Here is a 9,363-nt window from a genome sequence, read left to right as displayed (position 1 = left end):
AGTCCGGCTTGCGGCGAGGATGACCAACCCGGCCGCGGACCGGCGGGATCGCGTCGAGCAGGGGCATGAGCTGGGTGACGTCGTTGCGGTTGCCGACGGTCACACCGACAACCGGCCCACCGGGCAGGGCCCTGCCATGTGCGCGGAAGCGCGCGGGCGGGCTCCCGGTCAGGGCCCGCCGCGCCAGGTGGCCCCGTCGGCTCCGGCGATACCGCTCGCCCAGGCCTCGTCGTAGACGCTGTCGAGGTAGTTGCCGCCGAAGTCCGGTGAGATGGCGACCGCGGTCATGTCGTCGCGCCCGTGAGCCGCCAGCCAGTCGCGGGCGCCGCTGACGACCGTTCCCGTGGATCCTCCGAAGAGGTAGCCGTGGCCCACGAGGCGGCGGCACATGCGGATCGTCTCGGCCTCCTCGACGTACACGACGTCGTCCGCGTACGACGCGTCGAAGATCGACGGGCGCACGCTCGTGCCGAGGCCGGGAATCATCCGCCGGCCGGGCGGCCTGCCGAAGGTGACCGAACCGGCGGCGTCGACCGCCACGACCGTGACCCCGGGATGGTTCTCCCTGAAGTAGCGCGCGCAGCCCATCAGGGTGCCGGTCGTTCCCGCGCCGATGAAAAGGACGTCCAGCTCGGGGAAGGCCTTCGCCACTTCGGGGCCCGTGGTGCGGTAATGGCCGCGCCAGTTCGCGGAGTTGGCGTACTGGTTGAGCCAGACGTACCCGGCATTCTCCTCGCACAGCTTCCTGACGTGCGCGATCCGGGCCCCGAGATAGCCGCCCTCGGCATCCGGTTCGCCGATCACGTGCACCTCCCCGCCCAGCGCCTCCATCGTGAGCCGGGCCGCGCGTGTGCACCGTACGTCGGTCACGCACACGAATCGGTATCCCCTGCTCGCGGCGACGATGCTCAGTGCCACACCCATGTTCCCCGACGAGGACTCGACGAGTGTTCCGCCCGGGCGAAGCAGACCTTCTCTTTCCTTCGCCGCCACCATCTCGACAGCGGCTTTGATCTTGATCGACCCGGCGAAGTTGAAGCCCTCGCACTTGAGGTAGAGCCGGCATCCCACGCTCTGCCAGAGGTCTACATAGAGGTCTTCGACATTGAAATCCAGGGGATTCGTGATAATAACGGCCACGCGAACATGCTCACGACTGACCCCATATTTGACCTATACAAGCAGAACCGGCCAGGCGGGCCGAAAGCAGGATGACATTTCATTCTGGCACATGTCAGTGAGAGTTAGCCGGAGCCATCAATTCACGACACCCCAGGCCAACAAGGAAGCGGAATACCTCAGTCCCCGCTTTCACAGAAAACTCAATCCCGCGCAAGTGGATTTCTGCACCCAAGACAATTCTCAGATACCAATCCTTGACTCCCACCGATGGCAAGGTTAGAGTCGCAACGTCTACGTCGGTCGAACATGCGATCACCAGACTTGGGACGGCAACGGGGGCACCACCAGTGAATGAATTATGCCGTGCGTCGCGGCGAGAATCTTTAATCCGCCAGCCTGACTGCACATAATCCAGGAAGCCCGGCCATTTCGCCGAGTGCTCCATGCATGCCATTCCTCGGGACGGAATACCTCTCTTCCGGCATTCCGAATTCCCTTCACCATTCTGCGTTCGACTCCGCACGGCATACAGGAGGAACCAACGCAATGCTGGAATTCCGCATTCTCGGCCCGGTCGGATTATGGTCAGACAACTCCGAGCTACCCCTGAACGGAAAGAAACAACGCACCATGTTCGCGGCCCTTCTTCTCGCCGACGAGCAGGTGCTGCCCGACTACCGGCTGGGCGAGATGCTCTGGGGCAGGACCCCGCCTGAAACGTATCAAGCCCAGATCTACACATATGCCTCCCGGCTGCGCCAGCACCTCGACCAGCAGGCCGAGATCGTCCGAAAGGGCACCGGGTACCTGCTCCGGACCGTCTCGGGACGGTTCGACTACCACGAGTTCCAGCAGCTGTGCCACGCGGGCCGCACCGCGCTGCGGGAGCGCCGCTACTCCTACGCCACCGAGGTGCTCCGGGAAGCACTCGCCCTCTGGCGGGGCCCGACACTCACCGATGTCACCGACCGGCTGCTGGAAACCGCGGGACCCGGCATAGACGAAGCCCGCATGGAGGCGCTGGAGAACCGGATCTCGGCGGATCTCGCGCTGCGCCGGCACGAGGAGCTCACCCCCGAGCTCGTCGCCCTGGTGGGCGCGCACCCGCTGCGTGAACGGCTGCGGGCCCAGCTGATGGTGGCCCTGTACATGTCCGACCGGCAGGCCGACGCGTTCGCCGTCTACCACGGCGGCCGGCAGTATCTGGAGGAGGAGCTGGGGGTCGACCCGGGACCCGCGCTGCGCCATGCCTACCAGGCCATCCTCACCGGTGAGGTCGACGGGATCTGGCGGGAGTCCTCGGCCGTGCCGACGGGACATCACGGAGCCGACGTCCCGGCGGCCGTGCCGGACCGGATGACGATCCCCAGCAGTCTCATGGGCCGCGCCCCCCGGGCGGAGTTGCGGCACAGGCCGGGGGTGCACACGGTGAAGGGCGGCCGAAGACGCTAGCCGTAGCGCTTCAGCTCGCTGAAGAAGTCAGGGACCGTGCGCAACCCGCCCTCCCTGGCTACTTCTTCGTGTACGAAGCGGGCCAGCGCGAGGTCGAGCACGCCGAGCCCGAACGGTGAGAAGACCGTCGGACGGTCGGCCGGGCAGGTGATCCTGCCGGTCAGCACGTCGAAGAGGGTCCCGGCCGTGAAGTCCCGGTTGCCGACCCGCTGTTCGGTCAGGTGCAGCGAGGTGTTGGCCTTCATGCAGTGCTCGACGTCGTCGGTCACGTTGTGGGAGGCCAGGACGACATCGGTCGACAGGTCCCGAAGCGAGATGTGCAGGACGAGCGGGTTGTGGCCGAACCAGGACGGGTCGGTCACATGCGGCCGGCCGGCGACGGTGGCGAAGACGATCAGATCGCTGGACCGGATCAGGTCTTCCGCCTTGTCGTGGACGGTGATTTCACCGTTCTCGGTACGCCGCAGATACCCCTGGAACGCCTCCGCGTGCGCGGCCGACAGGTCGTGGATCCCCAGCGCGTCGAAGGCGAAGCCGCTCGCCGCCAGATAGCGGTGGATGTAGCGCGCGATGAGTCCGGTCCCGAAGAAGCCGACGCGGGTGGGGCGTTCGCCGCCTCTCGCCCTGCTGAGCCGCTCGGCGGCGAGCGCCGCGGACGCGGCGGTGCGCGCCGCGCTGATGACGGAGCTCTCCAGGCAGGCGAACGGGTAGCCGGTTCGCGTGTCGTTGAGGATCAGGACCGCGGACGCACGCGGGATGCCCTCGGCCACGTTCTCCGGGAAGCTCGATATCCACTTGATGCCGTGTACGTCCACGTCTCCCCGCACGGAGGCCGGCAGCGCGATGATGCGCGCGGACGGCCGGTCGGGGAACGTGAGGAAGTGCGAGTCGGGATTCACCGTGGCGCCCTCGCCGTGCAGCCGGTACGCCGCCTCGACGACCCTGATCACCTCCTCCTCCCGTCCGTCGATCACGGCCTGCACCTGGCTGCCGGGGATCACGCTGAAGGACGGGGACGCCGACTCGCTCACTGCTGCTGCCTTCCGGTCGATCTCACGTTCTGTCACCTCCGCCGGGGCCCCGTCGTCAGTCGGACATCGCGACCAGCACCCGGCGCGGACCGGTGAAGGGGCGCCGGCCATGGCCCACCAGCATGTTGTCGATGAGCATCAGATCTCCGGTACGCCAGTCCACGTCGACGGCCGACTCCAGGCCGCGGTCGCGGATCTGGGTGACGTGGTGGTCCGGAATGGGCGAGCCGTCGGCGAACGTGACCGACTGCGGCAGGTCCTCCGCCGGCATGATCTGGTAGAGGGCCGCAGCGGTCTCGCTCCCGAGGCCGGCCGCATGCCACTGGTCGGCCTGGTTGAACCAGACCTCGGTTCCGGTGACCGGATGCCGGGCCGTCGCCGGACGCAGCTGCGTGACCCGCAGGCCGCCGTCCTGACGCCACTCCCACTCCGCCTCGGCGTCCTTGAGGAAGGTCTCGACCTCGCCGCGCGACTCGGTCTCGAAGGTCTCCTGCCAGCTCTTGCCGAGGCCCCGGCCGCCGTGCAGGTTCTGGGAGTAGCGCACTCCCCGCGCGAAGGCGTCGCGGACCTCGGGGTCCAGCGCGGCGAGCCAGCGCACGCCGTCCACCACGGGCGTCGCGCCGCCCGTCGCCGGCTCCCGGTCGCAGAAGAACAGCAGCCGGGCGGGCCACCGGTGGGCGTACGACATCTCGTTGTGCATGGAGATGGTGTACTCCTGCGGGTACTCGGTGGAGGTGTACACGTTCTCGCCGACCTTGGTCCGCGGTGAGTTCCCGTGGACGTAGGCGAGTCGGTTGGGCAGCAGAAGGTCCATCACCTCCTCCAGCCCGGCACGTGTGACGCCGAAGCCGCGGAAGACCAGGGCCTTGTGGCGGGTCAGCAGCGGCTCCGGATCGCCCAGTCCGCGGAGATGGCCGGCCAGTCCCTGCGGCGTGGCCTCCGCGTCGGCATCGGCCGGTGTGACTTCCTTCGGCACCCAGTGACCGTCCATCGGGCTGCTCCTCTCGGTGGGGCGTCGCCCGATGATGGCCGCCGTATCTATACTTCTTCGGTATCCCGGCTCCGAGTGCCCCTGTATAGGCGGCATATAGCCGTGATCTCCATGGTGGCCGTGCCGGTACTCGGAATGAGCCATGGAGTCGGGAATGAGCGACGCGGATGTGATTCGGCTGCCGTTGTCCGCCGGCCAGCAGGGCGTCTGGTTCGCACACCAGCTGGACTCCTCCGGCCAGCAGTACAACTGCGCGGAGTACATCGCCGTCGACGGCGCCCTCGACATCGACTTGCTGAAGTCCGCCTGGGCGTTGCTGCGGGCCGAGGCCGATGTGCTGCGCATCCGGTCGGTGGTGCAGGACAGCGGGCTCTGGCAGGTGCTCGACCCGGCGCACGCCGTCGGGCCGGACCTGGTCGACCTCTCGTCGGAGACCGATCCGGAGGCTCGGGCGCAGCACTGGATGCGGCAGGAGGTGTCCCGTCCCGTCGATCTGGCCGAGGGGCCGATCCACTCGTTCGCGCTGCTGAAGCTGGCGGACGACCGGTTCTTCCTCTCCCTGCGCATCCACCATGTCGTCATCGACGGCTACGGCGTCCACCTCCTGGTACAGCGGCTCGCGGAGATCTACTCGGCGCTGTCCGAGGGGCGGTCCGAGGTGCCCGCCGTGTTCGCACCGCTCGCCTCGGTGCTCGACGGGGATCTGGCCTACCGTGCCTCGTCCGCGTTCGGCGAGGACCGGGACTACTGGCTGAAGCGGTTCGAGAACGTCCCCCCTCCCCTCCGCCTCCCGGGCGGCGCGGGCCCCGGGAAGCCGCTGCCGTCCGGGATGGTGCGACTGCGCCGCTCGGCGCCGCTGCCCGCCGCCGACCTGGAGCTGCTGCGGAAGGCCGCCGCGCAGGTCGGCACCACCTGGAACCTCCTGCTGATGACCGCCGTGACCGCCTACCTGCACCGGGTCACGGGGCGCCGTGACGTGGTCGTCGGGGTCCCCGTGACGGGCCGCCGCACGGCGGCGGCCCGTCGTACCCCCGCGATGATGACCAACACGGTCGGGGTGCGCCTGGACATCCCCCCGGGCGCCACCCTGGAGCGGCTCTCGCGGGACATGGCGACGGAGGTCGCCGCCTCGCTGCGGCACGAACGGTTCCGCCTCGAGGACCTGCACCGGACCGGCTCCGTGCAGGACGGTGTGGGTGCCGTGTTCGGACCCATCGTGAACTTCATGCCGTTCGGCGGGGCGCTGCGCTTCGGGAAGGCCGAGGCCACCTCGCACAACCTGGCTTCCGGCCCATGCCCGGACCTGTTCCTCAGCATCCGTTCGCACGACGACGGCACTGCGGTGACGCTCGTCCTCGAAGGCAATCCCGATCTCCACGACCTCGCCTCCCTGGCGGGTCACCAGGAGCGGCTGACGGCGTTCGTCCGGGCGGTCGCGGCCCGGCCCGGCCGGCCCGTCGACACGATCGACGTCCTCACCCCCGACGAGCACCACGAGCTGGTCGTACGGCGCAACGCCACTGCGGTCGAGCCGCCCGCGTGGACCGTACCGGAGGCCGTGGCCGTCCGGGCCGCGAGGTCGCCCCGGAGCATCGCGATCGAACACGAGGGGGCCGTCTGGACGTACGCGCAGCTCGACGAGCGCGCCGAGCTGATCTCCCGGCACCTCGCCGAACAGGGCGTCGGCGCGGAGGACTTCGTCGTGCTGGCCCTGCCGCGCTCGCCGGTGCTCGTGGCCGCGATGCTCGCCGTGTTCAAGGCGGGCGCGGCCATCGTGCCCGTCGACCCGGGCTACCCGCCGCAGCGGATCGCCCACATGCTCCACGACACGTCCCCGGTCTCCGTGATCACCGATGCCACGACCGGGCCGAGGCTCCCCGCGGGACCGCCGCACCTGCTCCTCGACGCCGCCGGGAGGCCGGCCGGTGCGGAGCCCGGTGCCGGGCCCCAGGCCGCTGCTCCCGCCCCCGAGCAGAGCGCGTACGTGATCTACACCTCCGGGTCCACCGGCACCCCCAAGGGGGTGGTCGTGCCTCACCGGGGGCTGCGCAACCTCGTCGCGGACCGGATCGACCGCTACGGGATCGGCGCCGGGAGCCGGGTCCTCCAGCTCGTCTCGCCGAGCTTCGACGTCGCGATGGGCGACATCTGGCCCGTGCTCTGCGCGGGCGGCACGCTGGTCCTGGCTCCGGACGGAAACGCCCTGTCCGCCGAGGACCTGGCCGGGCTGCTCCGCTCCCGGCGCGTCACCCACATGGGGGCGCCGCCCGTGCACCTGGCGCAGCTGTCCGCGGAGGGCCTGGCGGACCTGCGGGTGCTGATGACGGGCGGCGAGGTGCTGCCCGCCGAGACGCTCGCCCGGTGGCTGCCGGGCCGCGAGGTGTTCAACGAGTACGGCGTGACGGAGGCTTCGGTCACCTCCCTGGTGAGCGCGCCCCTCGACGGCTCCGTACCCGCCCCGATCGGGCTGCCGGTCGCCAACACCCGGGCCTTCGTCCTGGATGCCTCCATGACCCCCGTACTCCCCGGTGTCGAGGGCGAGTTGTACATCGGGGGCGCCGGTCTCGCCCGCGGCTATCTGCGCCGTCCGGGGCTGACCGCCGAGCGCTTCCTGCCCTGCCCGTTCGGTCCGCCCGGATCCCTGATGTACCGCACGGGCGATCTCGTACGGTGGCGGGCGGACGGCGTCCTCGCCTACGTGGGCCGCGCCGACGACCAGGTCAAGCTCCGCGGTTTCCGTATCGAACTCGGGGAGATCGAAGCGGTACTCGCCCGCCATGAACAGGTCGACGCGGCGGTCGCCACCGTGTCGGAGAGCCGGCCCGGGCAGCGGCAGCTCGTCGCCCACGTCGTCGCCGCGCCCGGCCGGGCGCCGGACCCCGCCGAACTGCGCGCGTTCGCGGCGGGTTTCCTGCCCGCGTACATGGTGCCGGCGGCAGTGGTCGCGCTCGACGCCCTGCCGGTCACGCCGAACGGCAAGGTGGACCGGCAGGCCCTGCCGGTGCCCGACTTCGGGTCCGCGGCCGGCCGGGCTCCCGACACGGCGCGCGAGAAGACCCTGTGCGCTGTGTTCGCGGACGTGCTCGGCGTGGACCGGGTCTCCGCCGACGACTCCTTCTTCGAGCTGGGGGGCGACAGCGTCTCGGCGCTGCAGCTCGTCTCGCGGGCGCACCGGGCGGGGCTCGATCTGGCGATCGCCGACGTGTTCGCGCACGCCACCGTCGCCGGGCTGGCGGCCGTGGCCCGGGCTACGGCCCCGGACGGCGAGGGACCGGGTGCGGAGCCGGATGGGGCCGGAGCCGGACCGTTCCCGCTCACCCCGGGCACGGCGCGGCCGGTGGCGTACGGCCGCCGTCCCGGGGCGGGCGGCCCGCCCCCCTCCGACCTGCCGCTGGTGCGGCTCTCGCAGGAGGAGACCGACGCCCTCACCCGGCGGTACCCCCGGCTGTCCGACGTACTGCCGCTCGCCCCGCTGCAAGCAGGGCTGCTCTTCCACAGCCTGGTGTCGGCGGAGACGGCCGACGCCTACGTGGCACAGCTCGGCTTCGACCTGGCGGGCCCCCTGGACCCGCCGGCGCTGCGGGCGGCCGCCGCCGCGCTGCTCGGCCGGCATCCCGCGCTGCGCGCGGCGTTCCGGCACGACAGCGCGGACCAGCCGGTGCAGATCGTCTGCGAGGACCTCGACGTGCCGTGGTCCGAAGAGGACCTGTCGGCGCTCACCGAGGCGGAACGCGAGGAGAGGGCACGGCTGTCGGCGCGCGCCGAACGACTGCGCCCCTTCGACCTGGCGGCACCACCCCTCATGAGGTTCCTGCTGCTGAAGCGGGCCGAGGAGAGCCACCGGCTGGTTCTGACGGCACATCACATCCTCTGGGACGGCTGGTCGACCGAGATTCTGGTGCGCGAGCTGTTCGCGCTCTACGCGCCGGGCGGCCACCGGCCGCGCCTGCCCCCCGCGGTTCCCTTCCGCGGCTACCTCGACTGGCTGGCCGGCCAGGACCTGGACGAGTCCCGTGCCGCGTGGGCGGCCGCGCTGGAGGGCCTGAGCGGGCCCACCAGAGTCGCGGCGGGCGGCACGAAGGGCACGGCCGGCGAGCGGCAGGGGCGGGTGACCCACGTCGTGGACGAGACCCTGACCGGGGAGCTGACGGCGCGCGCCCGCACCCACGGGTTCACCGTGAGCACCGCGGTGCAGGCGGCCTGGGGGCTGCTGCTGTCGGAACTGACCGGCAGCGAGGACGTGCTCTTCGGTTCCTCCGTGTACGGCCGTCCTCCTCGACTGCCGGGCGTCGAGGACATGGTGGGCATGCTCACGAACACCGTCCCGGTCCGCCTCCGGCTGCGCGCGGACGAACCGCTGACCGACCTGGTCGTACGGCTCCAGCGAGAGCAGGCCGCCCTCGTGCCCCATCACCACCTGGGTCTGGACGAGATCGGGCAGCAGGCCACGTACAGCTCGTCGGCAGCGGCGCCGCGCGGCGGTGAGCTCTTCGACACCGCGATCTCCTTCTTCACCACCTCCCACGACGCGACGGACGTGACGGCGGCCGGCGGGCTGCGGGTCGCCGGGTTCGACATCGAGGACGGCACCCACTACCCCCTGCGCCTGGTCACCGAGCCGGGCCGCACTCTGACGCTGGGACTCGGACACCTTCCGGCGCTGTTCCCGCCGCGGGACGCCCAGGGGCTGCTCGCGAGGCTGGTCCGGATCCTCGAGAACATCGCGGGCCGGCCCTGACCGAGCGTCATACCGCGGAGCGCGCGCCC

Annotated in this window: 6 protein-coding genes and 1 pseudogene; 2 read left to right on the top strand and 5 right to left on the bottom strand. The window is 70.7% G+C overall.

The features are described from left to right. The 3 genes and pseudogenes from ABZ887_RS42135 to ABZ887_RS42125 all read right to left on the bottom strand — a co-directional run. A pseudogene (locus ABZ887_RS42135) lies at window positions 1-94 on the bottom strand (IS5/IS1182 family transposase); the annotation flags it as partial. 74 nt (window positions 95-168) lie between these two features. Continuing rightward, window positions 169-1,140 (bottom strand): 2,3-diaminopropionate biosynthesis protein SbnA, encoded by a 972-nt coding sequence (gene sbnA / locus ABZ887_RS42130; protein ID WP_361302574.1) that lies wholly within the window; start codon window positions 1,138-1,140, stop codon window positions 169-171. Window positions 1,141-1,234: 94 nt separating this feature from the next. Next, window positions 1,235-1,567, bottom strand: a complete 333-nt coding sequence (locus ABZ887_RS42125) for a hypothetical protein (RefSeq protein WP_361302571.1) — start codon at window positions 1,565-1,567, stop codon at window positions 1,235-1,237. A 185-nt stretch (window positions 1,568-1,752) separates the two neighbouring features. On the opposite strand from ABZ887_RS42125, the gene ABZ887_RS42120 reads away from it, so the two are divergent. Continuing rightward, a complete protein-coding gene (locus tag ABZ887_RS42120) occupies window positions 1,753-2,574 on the top strand; it encodes an AfsR/SARP family transcriptional regulator (protein WP_361302568.1) in 822 nt (273 codons plus the stop codon). Here the strand turns inward: ABZ887_RS42120 and sbnB are convergent. Then, on the bottom strand, window positions 2,571-3,641 hold the full coding sequence (gene sbnB / locus ABZ887_RS42115) for a 2,3-diaminopropionate biosynthesis protein SbnB (RefSeq protein WP_361302565.1): 1,071 nt from the start codon (window positions 3,639-3,641) through the stop codon (window positions 2,571-2,573). The genes ABZ887_RS42120 and sbnB overlap by 4 nt on opposite strands. Window positions 3,642-3,660: 19 nt before the next feature. Beyond that, window positions 3,661-4,596: a TauD/TfdA family dioxygenase gene (locus tag ABZ887_RS42110; RefSeq protein ID WP_361302562.1), complete on the bottom strand. Its 936-nt coding sequence runs from the start codon at window positions 4,594-4,596 to the stop codon at window positions 3,661-3,663. 154 nt (window positions 4,597-4,750) lie between these two features. Here ABZ887_RS42110 and ABZ887_RS42105 point away from each other — a divergent pair, with 154 nt between their 5' ends. Next, complete coding sequence (locus ABZ887_RS42105) at window positions 4,751-9,334, top strand: amino acid adenylation domain-containing protein (protein ID WP_361302559.1); 4,584 nt, start codon at window positions 4,751-4,753, stop codon at window positions 9,332-9,334. The last annotated feature ends 29 nt before the right edge of the window (window positions 9,335-9,363 follow it).

This window comes from Streptomyces sp. NPDC047061, assembly GCF_040643955.1.
Taxonomy (GTDB): domain Bacteria; phylum Actinomycetota; class Actinomycetes; order Streptomycetales; family Streptomycetaceae; genus Streptomyces.
Note: the sequence above shows the minus strand (reverse complement) of the source record. Positions and strands in the feature narration are given on the sequence as shown.